This is a genomic window from Larkinella sp. (genome assembly GCF_965227735.1).
In the GTDB taxonomy this organism is placed as follows: Bacteria; Bacteroidota; Bacteroidia; order Cytophagales; family Spirosomataceae; genus Larkinella.
The window spans coordinates 20,993-39,670 of sequence record NZ_OZ245776.1; the positions used below are offsets into that span (position 1 = coordinate 20,993).

At 53.2% G+C, this 18,678-nt stretch carries 13 protein-coding genes; 10 read left to right on the top strand and 3 right to left on the bottom strand.

Translation table 11 applies throughout. The annotated features are described in order from the left end of the window. Positions 1-208: 208 nt before the first annotated feature. The 4 genes from ACO064_RS00090 (at position 209) to ACO064_RS00105 (ending at position 7,611) form a co-directional block, all read left to right on the top strand. On the top strand, positions 209-3,328 hold the full coding sequence (locus tag ACO064_RS00090; protein WP_421825390.1) for a two-component regulator propeller domain-containing protein: 3,120 nt from the start codon (positions 209-211) through the stop codon (positions 3,326-3,328). After that, positions 3,306-4,061, top strand: a complete 756-nt coding sequence (locus tag ACO064_RS00095) for a LytR/AlgR family response regulator transcription factor (RefSeq protein WP_421825391.1) — start codon at positions 3,306-3,308, stop codon at positions 4,059-4,061. The genes ACO064_RS00090 and ACO064_RS00095 overlap by 23 nt, the downstream gene beginning before the upstream one ends. A 572-nt stretch (positions 4,062-4,633) precedes the next feature. Further along, on the top strand, positions 4,634-4,969 hold the full coding sequence (locus ACO064_RS00100; protein ID WP_421825392.1) for a PadR family transcriptional regulator: 336 nt from the start codon (positions 4,634-4,636) through the stop codon (positions 4,967-4,969). Next, on the top strand, positions 4,966-7,611 hold the full coding sequence (locus ACO064_RS00105) for an ABC transporter permease (RefSeq protein WP_421825393.1): 2,646 nt from the start codon (positions 4,966-4,968) through the stop codon (positions 7,609-7,611). Before ACO064_RS00100 ends, ACO064_RS00105 begins: the two co-directional genes overlap by 4 nt. Positions 7,612-7,737: 126 nt before the next feature. Here the strand turns inward: ACO064_RS00105 and ACO064_RS00110 are convergent, their stop codons facing one another. Then, entirely contained in the window at positions 7,738-8,718 is a 981-nt protein-coding gene (locus tag ACO064_RS00110) for a 3-keto-disaccharide hydrolase (RefSeq protein ID WP_421825394.1), read from the bottom strand. A 60-nt stretch (positions 8,719-8,778) separates the two neighbouring features. Further along, complete coding sequence (locus ACO064_RS00115; protein WP_421825395.1) at positions 8,779-9,684, bottom strand: oxygenase MpaB family protein; 906 nt, start codon at positions 9,682-9,684, stop codon at positions 8,779-8,781. A gap of 216 nt (positions 9,685-9,900) precedes the next feature. On the opposite strand from ACO064_RS00115, the gene ACO064_RS00120 reads away from it, so the two are divergent. The 5 genes from ACO064_RS00120 to ACO064_RS00140 all read left to right on the top strand — a co-directional run bounded on the left by ACO064_RS00120 (position 9,901) and on the right by ACO064_RS00140 (position 15,810). Next, on the top strand, positions 9,901-10,359 hold the full coding sequence (locus ACO064_RS00120; RefSeq protein WP_138991778.1) for a (2Fe-2S)-binding protein: 459 nt from the start codon (positions 9,901-9,903) through the stop codon (positions 10,357-10,359). Between the two features lie 102 nt (positions 10,360-10,461). Then, on the top strand, positions 10,462-12,603 hold the full coding sequence (locus ACO064_RS00125; protein WP_421825396.1) for a molybdopterin cofactor-binding domain-containing protein: 2,142 nt from the start codon (positions 10,462-10,464) through the stop codon (positions 12,601-12,603). A 300-nt stretch (positions 12,604-12,903) separates the two neighbouring features. Further along, positions 12,904-13,686: an acetolactate decarboxylase gene (gene budA, locus ACO064_RS00130; RefSeq protein WP_421825397.1), complete on the top strand. Its 783-nt coding sequence runs from the start codon at positions 12,904-12,906 to the stop codon at positions 13,684-13,686. A 122-nt stretch (positions 13,687-13,808) separates the two neighbouring features. Further along, positions 13,809-14,330, top strand: coding sequence for a GreA/GreB family elongation factor (locus tag ACO064_RS00135; RefSeq protein WP_421825398.1), 522 nt, complete (start codon positions 13,809-13,811; stop codon positions 14,328-14,330). A 94-nt stretch (positions 14,331-14,424) separates the two neighbouring features. After that, positions 14,425-15,810, top strand: a complete 1,386-nt coding sequence (locus ACO064_RS00140; RefSeq protein ID WP_421825399.1) for a DUF4403 family protein — start codon at positions 14,425-14,427, stop codon at positions 15,808-15,810. A gap of 5 nt (positions 15,811-15,815) precedes the next feature. On the opposite strand, the gene ACO064_RS00145 is transcribed toward ACO064_RS00140, so the two are convergent. After that, positions 15,816-16,685, bottom strand: coding sequence for an alpha/beta hydrolase (locus ACO064_RS00145; RefSeq protein WP_421825400.1), 870 nt, complete (start codon positions 16,683-16,685; stop codon positions 15,816-15,818). Positions 16,686-16,797: 112 nt separating this feature from the next. Here ACO064_RS00145 and ACO064_RS00150 point away from each other — a divergent pair, with 112 nt between their 5' ends. After that, positions 16,798-18,672 (top strand): CocE/NonD family hydrolase, encoded by a 1,875-nt coding sequence (locus ACO064_RS00150; RefSeq protein WP_421825401.1) that lies wholly within the window; start codon positions 16,798-16,800, stop codon positions 18,670-18,672. The last annotated feature ends 6 nt before the right edge of the window (positions 18,673-18,678 follow it).

An 18,678-nucleotide genomic window follows, 5' to 3' on the forward strand; every position in this document is an offset into this window, starting at 1 on the left:
GTAATCCCGGAACCTGCTGGCCTGATCGGGCTGTCAGATTCTTTTTCACTACGCGGCCAGTTTGGTCAATATGGCCCCAAGGTGAATGCAGCCTTGCTTAAAATCCAATGCGTTGAGGGAACGGACGCAGCGATTGAGGAAACGGCCCGGCCGGGCGTTGACAACGTAGAAATCCGGGCGTACCTTGTGGGCGAAAGCCTTTCCGGATATGAAGCGCATTGCCCGGCTGATGATGGGGTTGATGATGAGCCTGTTGCCCTTCCTATCGCGGGGACAGACGGAGTCGTTTGTGATCGAAACCATCGGGCTGCGGCAGGGTTTGCCGACCTCCGATATTCACGCCTTGTTCCGGGATGCCAACGGCTACCTCTGGCTGGGCACCGACATCGGGCTGGTTCGCTACGATGGCTACGGTTTTGAAACCATCAGCGTGTCGCAGGAAGGACGCTGGCTGGGCCTGGTCAATGCCATCACCGAAGACCAAAACGGGCAGTTGTGGGTCGGAACGGAAGACGGTTTATTTGTGGTTCAACATGGCATCGCTCACGCGGTTCGGAGTCTGCAAACCGGTCGTTTCGTGCGCATGAACCACTTGCTCTTCGATCAGCGGCAAAACCTCTGGTGCGCCACCAGCAGCGGGGCTTACCGGATCGATCAGTCGGATCTGCAAACCCTCACCGCCAATCCGGCCGCAACCATTCAGCCCAAAGCCTTGCCGGATTACGAGAAATGGGTTCCGAAACCGGCGGATCGGCGGGTGTTTTCGCTGGCTTTCGACGAGCAAAACCGGCTCTACATCGGCGGGAAGTTCGATTTATTCCGCTATCAACCGGGCAAACCGCTGGAACAAATCTGGCAAAGTCCGGGGCCTAAAGTGGAGATTCAGTCGCTGGCCGTACGGTCTTCCAACGACCTGATGTTCACCACCCTCGGCCTGTCGTGTGTGATCCGGCTCCGGAACGGTCAGGAAGAACGGCTGTTAACCGACCGGATTTCCAGCGATGTCATCTGGCAAAATAACCAGTTCTGGCATCTCTCCTACGGGCTTTACCACCAGGGAGCCAACGATGCGCAGCCCATTCAGGAAATCAATTTATACCGCAAAACCAGCGGCAGCTTCACCAAAATGCTGCTCGATCAGGAGGGCATTTTCTGGATTGCCACCAACGAAGGGCTGCTCAAACTCCGGCGTTCGGTCTTTGAGCGGTTTCCGCTGCCGCCTTCGGTAGCTGGCAACGAAATCAGCGGTTTGGGTCGGTTCCAGCGTCAACTGCTGGTCGGCGCGCCCCACGGTCGGCTGTTTGTTCGAAAAGGCCACCAACTTCAAAAAATAGGCCGGGATCTGACAACGATTGCCGGGATCAGCGCCATTCGGGAGGATGCGCAGGGGACGCTCTGGCTGGCCACCACCTATCAGGGACTGTTTTCGTTCGACGGAAAAACCGCCCGTAAGTACACGGCCGCCGACGGGCTGGGCGATGAAGGATTCAACGACATTTTCCCAGATAAAAAAGGTAATCTATGGGCCGTGGGCGACGTCGGCATTACCCAAATTTTGGCTGACAGCGCGGCAAACCGCCGGTACCGGCTGCGGTTTTATGAACCGGTCACCAATCGCTACAAGTTCACCATTTTTTATTCGGGACTGGCCGCACCGGACGGCACGCTCTGGCTCGCCAGCGACTACGGTCTGGTTTCTTTTCGACACGGTAAATTTACGCACCACCGCCTGACCATCGGGCCGGTGACGGTTCGCTCCATCCGTAAAATTGCCTTTGACAAACGGGGCCGGGTTTGGCTGGCGACCGAAGGACAGGGGCTGCTGCAGGGGCATTTTACGGGCGGTCTTTTTCGGCCCATCCGCCAATACACCACCCGTGACGGTTTACCTTCCAACACGTTCAACGACGTGTTGGTGGACAGCAAAGGGCGCATCTGGGCGGGTGGTTCAACGGCCCTGACCTGCCTGATTGCCGACGCAGCCATCACCCAAATCCGTAATTTCGATTACAAGGACGGTTTTTTCGGTGAGTCGTTTCAAAACCCGCATCTGTTTGAATATCCGAACGATACGCTCTGGATCAGCAGTTCAGAAGGACTTCTGCGCTTCCCGCTCCGGCAACTCGACCAGATCCGGAAAGCGCCGTCCAGTCTGATTACGCGGGTTCGGTTGCGCGACGGCAAAGACGCCATTTTTCAGTATGCCGAAAGCCGGGACGTCCGCAGCGGGTTGCCCCTACGTTGTCAGTTGCCGGCTTCTCTGAACGCCCTGACATTCGGTTTTGCCTTGCCGAGCCTGGTCAATCCGTCGTTCAACCGCTACCGGTTTCGGCTCGACGGCAGTGGCGAAAGCTGGCGGCAGGCATCGGGCAGCGATCGGTCCGTGACCTATGCGGGTCTGAAACCGGGTTCGTACACTTTTCGGATGGTGGGGGCTTCGGCCAATGGAATCTGGAGTTCCGTCGTTTCGTTTCCGTTTGAGATTCTGCCGCCCGTCTGGCAACGAGCGTGGTTCATCGCCCTGGCAATCATCGGACTGAGTCTTGGGATTTGGGGGTTCATCCGCTACCGGGAACAGCGGATCAAGCGTCGGGAAGTGGAGAAAAACCGCCTGGCTCAACTCATCGCCGATCTGGAAACGCGGGCCATTCGGGCGCAGATGAACCCCCACTTCATTTTTAATTGCCTCAACTCCATTCAGGAATGCATTCTGGCCGATCATACCGATGCGGCTTACCGGTATTTGTCGAAGTTTTCGCGGCTCTTGCGCATGGTTCTGGAAGAATCTGCCCGGAATTTTCACGCCATCCAACACGAACTGGAGCTGATTCGGCTGTATCTGGAACTGGAATCCATGCGCTTCGACCAGCCGATGCACTACAGCATCGACGTCGATCCGGCCATCGATACGCAAAACTGGCAAATACCGTCGCTCCTGCTGCAACCGCTGGTCGAAAATGCCATCTGGCACGGCCTCATCCACCAGTCGGAACCGCGCCAGCTTCGGCTGGAAATCCGGCAAAATAACGACCAGACGCTGACCTGTATCATCGAAGACAACGGCGTCGGTCGCCAGCGCGCGGCTGCGCTTTCGGCCCAAAAACTGGTGACCCGCAGCACCCGCGGACTGGCACTGGTGACGGAACGTTTGCAACTGCTCGAACCGGCGGGGCACGGGCGCGGAAGCTTGCAGATTGAAGACCTCGTCGATGCCGAAGGACACCCCGCCGGAACCTGCGTCCGGGTTCAACTGCCGATCATCACCCAGATTGCCGTCCGGGCCAGCCCCCTCTATCCTCCTGCTTATGTATCGCGCCCTGGTCATTGACGACGAACCCCGAGCCTGCCACGTTCTCGAAATTCTGGTCGGGAAATACCTGCCCGAAATCACGGCTTTCAAAACCGCCTTAAGTCCCCGGGAAGGGATTTCGCTCATTCGTTCCTTCAAACCCCATTTGGTTTTCCTGGACGTCGAAATGCCGGTTTTGAACGGTTTTGATGTGTTAAATGCCATCGATGACTGGGGGGCCAGTCGCTGGGATTTCGAGGTTATCTTTACCACGGCCTACCACCAGTTCGCCTTGCAGGCCATCAAAGTGAGCGCGCTGGATTATTTGCTGAAACCGATCGACATCGATGAATTGCGGATTGCCTTCGACAAGTTTTTGCGCCGACAACCGCAACTGATTCCGCCCGGTGTTCTGATCAAAAATCTGGTTCATAACCTCAAAACACCCAACCCGACTCAGCATAAACTGCCCATTCCGACCACCGAAGGCATTCACCTCCTCACCATTGCCGACATCATCCGCTGCGAAGCCGACAACAACTACACGTTCTTTTACCTGACTGAAAACCGCCGGTTTTGTGCCTCCAAAACCCTGAAAGAATTCGAAACCATGCTGCGGGAACACGATTTTGTGCGGGTTCATAAATCCCATCTCGTCAACCTGCAGTTTGTCGAACAGATCGACCGGGATGGAACGGTTCAGCTTACCAACGGCACCGCCATCATGATGTCCCGGCGCGTCCGGCAATCTTTTTTCTCCAAACCGGGCTAACCCTTCGGCTCCCAACCGACGGTTATTCGATCAACCGCCCCCATCCCGCACCGCCAAAAAGCCCAACGGGCTGATCATCATTAGCCCCGGATGAAATCCGGGGGACAAAATAGGCGTCATCCCACACCACCAGCAAAGCCCAACGGGCTGCCCATCATTAGCCCCGGATGAAATCCGGGGGATGGGAATGCGTCATCCAAATCGTGCATAAACCCTGAAAGGGTTGAATCCCTCCTACCATAATCCTATTTAACCCTTTCAGGGTTTGAACTGAAACTACGCCTATTCTATTCCCCGGATTTCAACTCCATCCCCCGGATTTCATTCCCATCCCCCGGATTTCATTCCCATCCCCGGATTTTATCCGGGGCTAATGATGATCAGCCCGTTGGGCTTTGCTGGTGGTATGGGATAAGGTTCGCCTGGATACCCGGATTGCATCCGGGGTTATCCATAGGGCAACCCGTTGGGCTTTTTGCACTGTCCAATTATTTTACATACATATACTGAATTAATAATTTTATTTTACATACATTTGACAAATTAATCAAACCTGTTTAAAGAACGAGCCCATGAAGGGGACGAATCTCGGAGAATTTGAAGAACTGGTGTTGCTGACCATTGCCGCCCTCATCAGCGAAGCCTACAGCGTGGCCATTTGCGACGAACTGGAAAAATATACCGGCCGGGCGACCAAGCTGGGGGTTGTTCATGCCGTTCTGAACCGTCTGGAAGAAAAAGGACTGGTGAAAAGCTGGCTGGGCGAAGCCACCAGCGCCCGGGGTGGCAAACGCAAAAGGTTTTACGAAGTGACCCACGCGGGAAAAGTTGCGCTGACGCGTTCCAAGGAGGTTCGTGAAGCCCTCTGGCGGATCATTCCCGGCTTTAATCTGGAAGGTTCCGTATGAAAACGGCCGCTGAAAAACCGCCTGAACCACCGCGCTGGGCCCGCAATCTGCTCCGCTGGTACTGCCGTCCCGACCTGCTCGAAGATCTGGAAGGCGATATGAACGAATATTTTGAACGCAACCTGATCACCAAAGGCGTCCGGCGCGCCCGCTGGATTTATATCCTTGATGCGCTGAAATTTTTCAGACCGTATACCATCCGCAAACCCGATTTCCTCCACTTCCTCATTCATTGGATCATGATTGGCAGCTACCTCAAAACGTCCCGGCGCAGTCTGGTGCGCAACAAACTGTTCTCATTCATCAACATCATCGGGCTGGCCGTCAGCCTGTCGGTAGGCTTGCTCGTCATCGCGTTTCTGACGGACCTGCTTTCCTACGATGTTTTTCACGAAAAGAAGAACCGCATCTACCGCATTCAGACAAAAAATGAAACGGCTGACAAAAATGTCATGGATTTTGCTTCAACGTCGCTGAAAGCAGGCTATAAAATCCGGGAAACAATCGCGGGCGTTGAAGACGTATCGCTGATCCGGCGAGGGTTTTACAGCGATGCGAAAGTCAGCGACGAAACCATCATTCCGCTCGAGGCAACCTGGGCCGATCCTTCGTTTTTCAAGGTGTTTACCTTCCCTCTGCTCAAAGGAAACCCGGCCACGGCGCTGAAAGAACCGTATTCGCTGGTGGTCACCGAAAAAACCGCCCGGAAGTTATTTGGCGATGCTGAAGCCATGGGTAAAACCGTCCGGTTCGATACGTTAAATTACACGGTAACCGGCGTTCTCAAAGACCTGCCCAAACTGTCGCACATTCAACTGGATGCGTTGGTTTCGCTGGCGTCGATGGTCGGCCAGAAAGCCGATTCCGATGGTGGTATTCTGGACTGGAGTAACATCTTCCAAAACTACGTGTACCTGACGGTCCCTGAAAACGCCAATCTTCAGGCCATTCAGGCTGGTCTTGATAAACTGAGTGCTGCCGAAAATACCAGACTTGACCGCCAGAAAATTACGCTTTCACTCCAACCGATGGACAAAATTGTCCTGGGGGGACGGTTATCCAACGAGATTGGTGTCAACATTCCAAAGCCCGCGGTCTGGACGCTGATTGGGCTGGCTTTTGTGGTGATTCTCTCCGCCTGCTTCAATTACACCAATCTTTCCATTGCCCGGTCGATGCGACGTTCCCGCGAAGTGGGCATTCGCAAAATTGTTGGTGCGCTGAAAGGCCACGTGCTGGGGCAGTTTCTGGCCGAGTCGGTCATCATTTCCGTGCTGGCACTGGTCTTTTCGTTTCTGCTGTTTCTGTTCCTGCGCATTCAGTTTCTGGCGCTCGCTCCTCCCTTAGCAGAGGTGGTTTCGCTTGAATTATCACCCCGACTTATCCTTTATTTTTTGCTCCTGGCCGTTGTCGTTGGGCTTGCCGCCGGTTTTTTGCCCTCCCTGTTTTTCTCCCGCATCCAGGCGGTTCAGGTGCTGAAAGATGCCTCCTCTCTCAAGGTATTCCGGCACGTCAACCTGCGCAAGGCATTGATTGTGATCCAGTATACGTTTTCGCTGATCTTTATTACGGCCACCCTGATCGGCTACAAACAGTACCGGGGGTTTCTGTCGTTCGATCTGGGCTTTACCACTGAAAACATCCTGAACATCCGGATGCAGGGCAATAAAAATAATCTACTGAAAAAGGAATTGGCCCAAATCCCGGCGGTGAGCCAGATCGCCACTTCACGCATGATCACGAGTCTCGGGAGCCTGTACGGAACCCAGTTGAAATACCAGAACAAAGGGGAAAAGGATTCGGCAATGATCTGGCAAAACTTTGTCGATGAAAACTACATTCCACTCCACCATCACCGATTTTTAGCCGGAACCAATTTCATCAACCGTCCAATCAGTGGCAACGAAACGGAAGTCGTCGTGAACGAGCAGGTTCTGAAACGATTTCACATAGCCGACCAAAACCCGGCCGAAGCAGTAGGCCAGCAGGTGATTGTGGATAACAAACCCTTGACAATCGTTGGGGTGTTAAAAGATTTTCATTACGGCACGATGGATCAGAAAATTGAGCCAACGGTTTTCCGGTATTCCGCCGACGAATCCAATGGTTATCTGAACGTTGGCATCAAATCCGAAGATTACCCGGCGGCTCTGTCCAGCATCGAAACCGCCTGGCAGAAAATCGACAAAGTGCACCCGCTGAAAGCCGTCTTCTACGATGAGCAGATTGAAGAAGCCTACAAACAGTTCGAGGTAATGGTGAAAGTGATCGGTTTCATCACCTTCCTGGCCATCTGCATCGCGTCGATGGGATTGTTCGGCATGGTGGTGTTCACGACGGAAACCCGCTTGAAAGAAATCAGCATTCGTAAAGTGCTGGGGGCCAGTGAAGGAGGACTAATTTTTCACCTGAGCAAAGGCTTTTTGGTGTTGTTGCTCATTGCCACCGTGATCGCACTGCCGGTTACGTACCTTTTCTTCGACCAGTTCATCCTGACGAAATTCGTTTACCACCAGCCGATCGGACTGAGTGAATTGCTGATCAGTGTGCTGGTGGTCATGGTGCTGGCTTTCCTGCTCATTGGCTCGCAGACCTTGAAAGCAGCCAGGAGCAACCCGGCGAAGGTATTGAAGAGTGAGTGATGTTATTACACAGAGTTTATCAGAGGAAATCAGACGGGGCCGCCCGGCGGTTAACCAGAGAGTCTTTGATTAACCGCCGGGCGGCCCCGTCTGATTTCCTCTGATAAACTCTGTGTAACGACCAAATCACTTCTTATACGTACACTTCGAATTATCCGCCACCCGGTAATACGACTTGTAGTTCAGCGCTTTCTTCACCATGCAGCCTTTCAGATTCAACACTTCGATGTTTCGGAAGTCGATGGCGTGGCTTTCACTTTGCAGGGCGATGTAGCCGCCCGTCAACAGCGTGTTATCTTTCTTGAGCCAATAGTCCGGATTTCCCACGTGGCCGGAGGCAAAATCGTTCTGCTTGCTGATGTAGCCACCGCCAATTTTCGGTTTTTCGTAGGTCAACACCGTGTCGCCTTCGATGATGTGGTGAATGATTTCTCCGCCCAGCACCACCGCCGTTACCGTGACCCACTGATCGCCGTCGTAAGTTTTGGATTGCGAGTCGATGCAGTGATCGGGAATTACTTTGCCACCCATTTCGACGATGGTCCCCGGCGTGCAGAGGTTGGCCGTGTGCCGAACGCCCTTGCCCAAACCGCCCAGCGTCTGTATTTCCAGCGAAATCGGAAAATCCTGGTCTTTGGTCAGGCTCTTTGCCGACTGTGAGTGGATCATTACCCCGCTGTTGCGCACATTCCAGTTGGCACCACCCGGCACCTGGTCGCCCAGAAACCGGTAGTCAAACTTGAGAATATAATACGAAAAAGGCTCTTTGTAGTAAATGTGACCGTATTTGTTGTCGAAAGTCTTGTATTGGTCATACATAATCCGCATCATGCCGTTTTCGGCCCGGAACGTATTCTTGTAGTTGACATTCAGGTCTTCCCCGGCAACCTTTATATCCCAGCCGCTCAGGTCTTTGCCGTTGAACAGTTGAATCCACTCCTCCTTTTTCGGGTCGTTCTTCTGGGCGAAAACGGGTTGGAAGAAAAGCAGGAAAAGACTGTAACACAGGGTTAATCGGGGATAATCAGAGTTTATCAGGGAAACTCTGATAAGCTCTGATATCCTCTGATTAACTCTGTGTAATGATTTCTTCGTAAATAATGTCATCAGTTTTGAGCTTTATATTGATTGCTGCCATAAGAAAAAACGAGATCGAGTCTACTCAGGTCAGGACATCCGTTGTTTTTTTTGAATCAGCTTTGTTGGCCCCAACTCCTCCACGGCGGGCAGACCGGTTGTATACGTGCGATGGAACGTATTTTCGACCAGTTTCGGATACGGTTCAAACGTAATCCAGCGCAGCGGTCCTTTCCGAAGCCAGAACGAAGCTTCCAGCAATCCGCAGAACCAGGCTGGCGGTTTCGGATAGCCAAACGCTTCCCGCAGTTTGTCATTGATTAAAGCCGCAAAAACCGGCTTCACGGCGGGTCGCAGCGGTTTAGGCACCCAGCCCTGCACAATGCGGACGGTAGAATCGGCGACGTGGCGGTTGCTATCGGCATACCGGAAATGCTCCGCTTCGTAGGATTCCGTGAAAATGTTGAGAGCTTCAATCGTTTCAGGAATATCGGTCAGGTTCATGCGCTGCCCGACTTCCCGGAAAAACAGAAAGAAAGCCTGCTCCTCCGCCGGAATCAGCTTCCGCCAGCCGTAGCGGTTGATCCAGTTGATGGGATAAAAGATGAAGGTGGCCAGCACCATCAGAAAATCCTCGTTCGGGATCTGGTAAAAACCGTGGATGCGGTTCATTTGCGTGACGGCGCGCAAGCCGGTTTCGGTATTCAAACCGTATTGCATGAACCAGGCAATCAGGATGCTGGTGTCATCGTAGCGCTTCTGGCCGTGTTTCTCAAACTCGCCCGTTCGCATCAGCAAAGCCGAGGTTCGGGGACTGGCGTAGGTGTGAAAGAGAGCCAGTTCGAGCGCCCGCGTGATGTCGAACGGAAATTCGTAGCCCACCAGCAACTGCACCATGCGCTGGTAGTCCCGCTGCGGATCGAGCTGTTCCAGTTCGCGACGAACCGCCGGATTTCGGAATACGCCCGCTACTTTTGAATAAACCGGTGCTGTCATAGCCGTATTCTTTCGATGAATTGGGGATAGGAACGCGGATGAAACGGATCAAAACGGATTTTATCTGTGTAAATCCGTTTTGATCCGTTTCATCCGCGTTCCCATCCAAATTAATTAACAGACAATAGACTTCAAACTGCATAAATTCGGGCCAATCTTCCGGATTCGTGCGCTAAATTTGTAATTTAGCTCCGATTCCAAACTCACTCCTTCACTATGGCCTTGTTCAAACTGCAAATCAACGGCAAAAGCTACCAGACCGAAGCCGAAGCCGACACCCCGTTGTTGTGGGTATTGCGCGATAATCTGGGGCTGTTCGGCACCAAATACGGTTGCGGGATTGCCCAATGCGGTGCCTGCACCGTCCACCTCAATGGCGAAGCCACCCGTTCCTGCACCTTACCCGTTTCGGCCATCGGCACGTCCAAAGTTACGACGATCGAAGGATTGTCCAAAAATGGCGACCACCCGGTTCAGAAAGCCTGGGATGAGGTGGATGTAGCCCAGTGCGGCTACTGCCAGGCCGGACAAATCATGACGGCGGCTGCGTTGCTGAAACGCAAGCCCCAGCCCACCGATGCGGAGATTGAAGCCACCATGTCCGGGAATATTTGCCGCTGCGGCACCTACCACCGCATCAAAGAAGCCGTGAAAGTAGCCGCAAAAACAAAATAAGTTTACGGTTTAAGGTTTTCAGTTTACGGTGGCTGACGCACGCTAAATGAATGCGTCAGCCACCGTAAACCGTAAACCGAATACCCCAAACCCCAAACCAACATGTCTTCACAACTCAATCATAACCGCCGGAATTTCCTAAAAATTGCCGCAGCAACCGGAGGAGGTCTCCTGCTGGGCTTCAACTGGACCGATTCCGAAGCCGCCGTTGCAGGCGCACCCCTCAAAGGCGTGGCCGCTCCGGCCATCGATTTCAATAGTTACCTCTCCATCAATCCGCAGGGTGTCATCACCATTTTGTCGCCTAATCCGGAAGTGGGCCAGGGCATCAAAACCGCCTTCCCGATCATCGTGGCGGAGGAACTGGATGCCGACTGGAAGAACGTTGTCGTTGAACAGGCCCCGCTCGATACCCAGAAATTCGAACGGCAGGTCGCCGGGGGCAGTGGCTCCATTCCACACTCCTGGAAACGGCTGCGCGTGGCCGGTGCTACGGCCCGGCACATGCTGCTGGAGGCTGCCGCCAAACGCTGGAACGTGTCGGCGTCGGACTGCACGACCAGCAAAGGATTCGTGCTCCATGCCGCCAGCAAACGCAAACTGAGCTACGGTGAGTTAGCCACCGAGGCTTCAAAAATGCCGGTTCCGGCCGATGTAAAACTGAAAGAAATCAAAGATTTCAAGCTGATCGGTCAAACGATCAAAAACGTCGATAACCCCGGCATTGTGACCGGAAAACCGCTGTTCGGGCTGGATTTCCACCGCGAAGGGATGCTGATCGGCATGTTGCAACGCCCGGCTTTTGGCTATAAACTAAAATCCGTCGATTCGGCAGCGGCCAAAGCCATGCCCGGCATCGTCAATGTCGTGACTATCAACAACAGCGTGGCCGTCGTCGGCAAATCGATTTGGCAGGTCAAAAAGGCCAAAGACACCCTCAAGATCGAGTGGGAAAAAGATGGGAATCTGGAAAGCACCTCGGACCACAACCGCATTTTCAAAGAAATGCTGGACAGCCCGAATACGACCGTTCGGCGGAAAGACGGTGATGTTGAAACTGCTTTTAAAAATGCCGCCAAAGTCGTAAAAGCCGAATACCAGTGTCCGTTTCTGCCGCACAGTCCACTGGAACCGATGAACTTTTTCGCCCACGTCAAAGCCGACAGCGCGGAGTTGGTCGGGCCAAGCCAGACACCGGAGGCCGCCCGTAATCAGACAGCGAAACTGCTGGGTTTACCGCCCGAAAAAGTAAGCGTGCAACTGACCCGCATGGGGGGCGGTTTTGGTCGTCGACTCAATACCGACTACGCCATCGAAGCCGTTCAGGTTTCCAAAGCCGTCAATGCACCGGTGAAGGTAATGTGGACGCGCGAAGACGACATGACCGGCGGTATTTATCGCCCGGCCGTTCGCTACCGCTTCGAAGCGGCTCTGGATGCGCAGAACAACCTGATTGGCTATAAGTTGCGGGGTGCCAGCATCAATGCCGGCAACGCCACCCGCGAAGACAACTTTCCGTCGGGAGCCGTTGAAAACCTGCTGATCGACAGCATCGACCACAAATCTCCCATCACGACCGGCCCCTGGCGCGCGCCGATCACCAACTTCCTGGCGTTTGCCGAGCAGGCTTTCCTGGATGAGGTGGCCCAGGCCGCCGGGAAAGATCCGGTGCAGTTCCGGCTCGAATTACTGGACAAAGCCAAGCAAAAACCGACCGGCAAAATCACCTACGACATCGACCGGATGAAGGGCGTTATTCAACTGGCGGTCGAGAAATCGGGCTGGGGGAAAAAGACCGGCGTTTCGCAGGGATTTAGTGTTTATTTCTCCCACCGCTCTTACGTGGCCCAGATTGGCGAAGTGGTGGTTGAAAAAGGCAAACCGGTTTTGAAAAAAGTGTATTCGGCCGCCGACTGTGGCATCGTGATCAACCAGAGCGGGGCACAACAGCAGGTTCGCGGGTGTGTGGTCGATGGGATTGGTCACGCCATGTACGGCAACATCACTTTCAAAGACGGCATTCCGGATCAGAAAAACTTCAACGATTACAAGCTGATTCGGATGAATGAAGTACCGGAGGTCGAGGTCCATTTTGTTCAGAATGAGATCGAGCCAACCGGTTTGGGGGAACCCTCGCTCCCACCCGCGGGTGCAGCCGTGGCCAACGCCATTTTCAAAGCCACCGGCAAACGGCTCTACAACCAGCCTTTTGTCCAGACCGAGGTGTTTAAAGGCGTTTCATAAGTGATGTGTGCTGAACGGGATTGATTTAAACCAAATAAACGCCGAAGTGAATGTTTATCAGCCCACAGCTTTAGCTGTGGGTATAGTGATTCCACCTACTACAGAACCGTTTCAACGGTTTTATCGGCCATAAACCGTTAAAACGGTTCCGGAATGATTCGGTTTCGTTTGAATTCCCCACAGCTAAAGCTGTGGGCTGATAAACATTCACTTCGGCGTTTATTTGGTTTAAATCAATCCCGATCAGCATCAGTGCAACTACCGTATTCCTTCCCCTTTATTGCTTACTCAACGACCCGGATGCAAACCACACTTGGGGTAAAACGTGCTTTTTTCTATTCAATTGTCAGTTTAATTTTTCTAACTGGACAGTCCTGCACGACCAAAGAAGACGCCACGCCCGACACGAGTTCCACCACGGATTTTCTCTACCAATACTCCATCATCAATGCGCTGCTGGCGGGCGTTTTCGACGGCAACCTGACGTTCGGTGAGTTGAAAAAACACGGCGATTTTGGCGTCGGCACCTTCAACCGGGTAGATGGCGAACTGGTAATCAATGAAGGGAAACGGTACCGGATTCGATCCAACGGCAGCGTTTCCGAAGTGGCCGACCGCGACAGTACGTCGCTGGCGTTCGTGAAGTTTTTCAAAGCCGACTCCAGTTTTACCGTCCAAACCGCCGGGATGACCCTGGAGCAGCTTCAAAAAAAGATCGCGGCTGCCCTGCCCGTCAACGAAATCTACGCCATCCGCATCAAAGGCACTTTTTCGAAACTGACCACCCGCGCACCCGCGCCCGCCCAAAAACCGTATCCGACCCTGAACGACCATCTGGCCAAATCACAGGTCATTTTCAACCTGACGAACACCACCGGTGTAGCCGTCGGTTTTCTGGTGCCGACTTATATGGAGAAGGTGAACGTTCCCGGTTTTCACTTTCATTATCTGGCGGACGACCTTCAATCGGGCGGACACGTCTACGATTTTACGGCCACTCAGGTTACCGTCGAGATCGACCGCACCAAAGGCTATTACGTCGAACTGAATACCAACGTCGACTTCGGAAAAGTGACGTTATAGGCTAATCAAGATTGCAACCGCGACGGCGGACCGTTCGGTTTCGATCAGCCCAAAACAATTCGTCGTCCCGTTGGTTTCAATCGTTTGGACACAACCCTTTTATAACCAACCGATCACCCGGAATGAGCAGTGCTTTTTTGAAAAACGAAACCGCCGATGCACCGGTCGTGATCCCCGCACGCGCACCACTGCCACCCGGCGTAACCAATTACGTGACACCCCGTGGTCTGACGTTGCTGCGTGATGAACTGACTGAACTGGAAGCGGAACATGCTCACTTACAAGCCCGTTCAGCAACCGACGAAAACGAACGCAGCCGACAACTGGCGCTGCTGAACGGGCAAATGGCCAACCTCAACCAACGGATTTCGAGTGCCAAAGTGGTGGATTCTCACCCCCAGGACGAAGTTCGTTTTGGGGCCACCGTCGTTCTGAAAACCAAAACCGGAAAATCACCGGGGACTGAACGCCAGTTTACGATCGTTGGGGTCGATGAGGCCGATGCTTCGCAAGGGTTTATCGCCTTCACGGCTCCCATTGCCCGGGCCATTCAGGGGAAACGGGTAGGCGATGTGGTTTCCCTACGAACCGTACAGGGAGAAGAAATTTTGGAAATAACGGCGATCCGATATGAAATCGGATAGAAAACAACCGGTAAAAATTATGGGTTGACGCAAACAACCACAAATAACCATAGTTTGTACTGTAAGGTTCTCCGCTTACGGCCTTCCCTCTTGAATGACTATACGGTTTTTATTTCGCCTGACCCTCGGCCTGGCTATCCTTCTTTCTTTGACGCGGTGCCAGAAAACCGCCCCCCAACCCCCCAAAGCCGAAGGTTTTGACCCCGCCATCCCCGGCGACACCTCTTATCTGGCCGGCCCGATTACGTTTACGCTGAAAGAATTACAGGAAAAAATCAATCAGGAGCTTGATCCGGTACTGGTGGGCAAAGGCTCGTCGAGTGGAAAGTCGGGCGGTATTTTTCCGTTTAAGGTCGTTCGCTCCGGGCCGGTTCGCATTCAGTATGTCAACAACCAGGTGAAGTTTTCGGCTCCTTTGGGACTGTATATCAACTCGCCTTTTAGCGCCGGTAAAACCTCCGAACAGCGGCCCTTCTGTTCGCTTCACGTCAACTTTCAAAGTCCGCTGACGGTGACACCGAACTGGCGGCTGGCCAGCAAGGTGCATTTTACAAATTACGAATGGATTGTCGAACCCGAGATCCGGTTTCTGGGCAAGGATATTTCACTGACCAATTTTGCCAGAAAACTCCTCGACAAACACCAGTCGGCGATTGAATCGGCCATCGACACGGCGGTTTACAAGGAACTCCGGCTCGACCGGATGGTGATGCCGATCTGGCAGAACATCCAGAAACCGCTGCTTATTGATCGTTCCTTCGGTCTTTGGCTACTGCCCATTCCGCTTGGCGTTGAGGCCAGTCCACTCGATGGAGATTCGGTCAACATCACGACGCACTTGCGGATTGCTTTTGCCACCAAAACCGTGTTGCAACCCGAAAAACCGGGCCATTCGGAGGTCAAATTGCCCCTTTTGCAGAAACGGGAACAGGTTTCTCAAGTCTCGGACCTTCGTCTGCTGAGTGTCATTCCGTATGCCGACATCAACCGGATGCTGGCCCGCACGCTGGCTAAAGAAAAAAAGAAGTTGCTGCTGGGTGCCCTGACCATTCAAAAAGCCTCAGTGTATGGCGGTCAACGTTCGTTGATCGTTAAAACCGAGGTCAGCGGGCTGCTCAATGGAACACTTTACCTGAAAGGTCGCCCCACGTTTGACACCCTAACCAACACACTCCACATCAAAAACCTGGATTTCGACGCCGAGACGGTTCGTGAATTGTCCAAACTCTCCAACACCCTCGTTCACAACGGCCTCGTCAAACTGCTGGAAAGTTTTCTGACGGTTTCGCTGGGCGGAGAGATTGAAAAACTTCCGCAAACCATCAGCGAGTCGTTTAAAAAAGGAGAAACCGGCAACAAAACCGACCTCGGCATTCAGTCTTTCCGGTTTACCCCCCAGAAAATCGCGATCCGGCCCGACGGGATTCAGGCCCTGATCCATGTCCAATCGAAGGTGGCAGTTCGGGTCAAACAGTTATAACCAGTCTACTGAAAACTCTGGTTGATAAAGTTCAATGCATCCGGCAAACCCGTGCGCCAGTATTCCCAGGTATGACCGCCGTTCCGGACCCGGTATTCGTGCGGAATATTCACATCCCGCATCAGGATGTGCAATTCGGAATTGCCCCGGTAGAGCAGTAAATCATCGTCTCCGCAATCGAGGTAAAACCGGACGGCTTTCTTTTGCGCTTCCGGCATTTTCTGTACCAGATACAGAATACTGTTCTGATTCCAGAAATCGGTAATGCGGTTTTCGCCTTCCTTCAACTCGCCCATTGTGGAACGGTACCGGCGCAAATATTCCTGATGCGGCATTTCTCTAATCTGCTGATCGGTCCGAACGCCCGAACTCAGGGCCGCACAGGAACCGAACAAATCGGGGTGGTGAATCGCATACAGGAGCGAACCAAAACCGCCCATCGACAAACCAGCCACCGCCCGAAACCGTTTCTCGGTCCGGCATCGGTACGTTTTTTCAATAAAAGGAATCAGTTCTTTCATGAAGTAATCTTCATACTGGTACTTCCCGGCAACGTTGTTCATGTAGAACGTCATCTCGGCATCCGGCATCACCACAATCAACGGCGAGATTCGACCTTCTTTAATCTCCTTATCAACAATGGCTTGCATATTTCCCGACTGGAGCCAGGCTGTCTGGTCGTCGCCCCCGCCGTGGAGCAGATACAAAACCGGGTAGGCTCGCTGGGAAGTTTCGTAACCGGGTGGCAGGTAAAGTGCAAACTTCTTGTCTTTTTTCAGAAGTGTACTTTTGATTGTCAAATCGTCGAAAACTTTACTCTCCTGAGCAAGACCGGGCAGAGAAAACAACAGGCAAATTAGCCACAGGAAACGCATGAAACTCGAGAAGTTAAAGGTGGAATCCATCAAATTGGGAGCAATTTAGCGGTTTTCTGACTTTCTTCCTTATCTTACTTCCCGTTCATCGCTCAATCAATCGAATACAATCATGAAACGTCTTTACTGGATTCTGCTGGCCTTGCTGCCGGTGCTCGCTCACGCCCAAACGCCCGATTCCACCTGGTTCCGAAACCACTATACCAAACAGGAAATCTACATTCCGATGCGGGACGGAACAAAGCTCTTTACCTCCATTTATGCCCCCACCGATCAGTCCGAAAAGCACCCGATTCTGATGTCGCGAACACCCTATTCCTGCGCACCGTACGGCGACAAGGCATACCGAAATTTCTACTCCAATCACTACAAAGAATACCTGAAAGAAGGCTACATCCTGGTGGTGCAGGACGTGCGCGGTCGCTGGATGAGCGAGGGCGTTTTTGAGGACATTCGTCCGTATAATCCGACCAAAACCGCCAAAACGGATGTCGATGAAGCCAGCGATACATACGACACCATCGACTGGCTGGTGAAAAATCTGCCCAACAACAACGAAAAAGTGGGCGTTTTCGGCATTTCGTACCCCGGTTTTTATTCAACCATGGCGGCTCTGAGCAAACACCCGGCCCTGAAAGCCGTCAGCCCGCAAGCCCCGGTGACCGAGTGGTTTAAGGGAGACGATTTCCACCACAACGGGGCTTTGATGCTCATGGATGCGTTCAATTTCTACATCCGGCGCGGTTTTGGAGCGCCCCGACCCAAGCCCACCACCGTGGGTCCCAAAGGCTTCTCGCCCCCGACCAAAGACAGCTACGATTTTTTCCTGCGCACCGGTGCCATTCCGAACTTCACGAAGTATGCCGGTGACAGCATCCGTTTCTGGAAGGATCTCACGCAACATCCGAATTACGACGCCTTCTGGAAAAGCCGCAACGTTGGCAACTTTGTCGGTGACATTGCCCCCGGCATTGCCACGCTGATCGTCGGCGGTTTGTTCGACGCGGAAGACTGTTACGGTGCCTGGGCCACGTATACCGACATTGAAAAAAAGGCCAAAAACAACAACAAAATCATCATGGGGCCGTGGTTCCACGGGCAGTGGGCCGGGCGCGGCAGTGATGGTTCTTCGCTGGGCAACGTGCAGTTTGGCAGTCCCACCAGCGAATGGTATGCCAGCAAAATGGAAGTTCCGTTTTTCAATTTTCACCTGAAAGGCAAAGGGAATATCGACCAAATCAAGGAAGCCAACATCTTTTTTACCGGCGAAAACCAGTGGCATCAGTTCGAGAAATGGCCCCCGGTCAGCACCACCGAAACCGCCCTTTACCTGCAACCCAACGGCGCGTTGAACTTCACCAAACCGACCACCACCACGCCCTCGTTTACAGCTTACGTGAGTGATCCGGCCAAACCCGTTCCATACACGGACGGCGTCATCATCAACCGGACGCGCGAATACATGACGGACGACCAGCGGTTTGCGGCTGCCCGCCCGGACGTGCTGGTTTTCGAAACCGATGTTCTGACAGAAGACCTGACGCTGGCCGGGCCGCTCACCGCCGATTTGCAGGTGAGCATCAGCGGCACCGACGCCGATTTTGTAGTGAAACTGATCGACGTTTTTCCGGACGATTTCGAGTACAGTAAAACCGATCAATACCTGATGAACGGCTACCAGATGATGGTGCGGGGCGAGGTGATGCGGGGGCGTTTCCGCAACAGTTTCGAAAAACCGGTCGCTTTTGTACCGGATCAGGTTACCACCGTCAAATATACTTTGCCGGACATTGCCCATACGTTCAAAAAAGGGCATCGGCTGATGGTGCAGATTCAAAGCTCGTGGTTCCCGCTGGTCGACCGGAATCCACAGAAGTTTGTAGACATCTACCACGCCAAAGACGCTGATTTCCAGAAAGCAACGATCAAAATTCACCACAGTGAAAAAGCCGCCAGCCGCATCGTGCTACCGGTTTCGAAGTTGTAAATTCCT